This window comes from Microbacterium sp. KNMS, from assembly GCF_053851835.1.
This window is the reverse complement of sequence record NZ_JBSQBP010000147.1, coordinates 1-253: the sequence shown is the minus strand read 5'-3', so window position 1 is coordinate 253 and position 253 is coordinate 1. Positions and strand designations below refer to the sequence as shown.

Sequence of the window (253 nt, the reverse complement as noted above, 5' to 3'; positions counted from 1 at the left end):
AGTTCGGACAGCGCCCTGAGCAGCGCCGGCGAATTGCCGAGCAGTCCATGGCGCGCGCTGTGGCTCGTCAGCGCGCGCGCCAGCACCCTGTTGCGTGCCTCGAGCCGCTGCCGTTCCTCGGCGGCGAGCTGTTCGAGCTGCAGCATCTGGCCGGCGAGCGTGGCCAGCACGCGCAGCAGCGTGATGTCGTCGTTCAGATGGCGCTGGCGCGTGCGCAGCCGGTGGCATGCGAGCACGCCGACCGGCACCGAAC

At 71.5% G+C, this 253-nt stretch carries 1 protein-coding gene; it reads right to left on the bottom strand.

Going from position 1 to position 253, the window contains the following annotated elements:
- On the bottom strand, window positions 1–253 hold a 253-nt coding region (locus ACWXWW_RS18185; RefSeq protein ID WP_455971433.1), incomplete at both ends, for a hypothetical protein.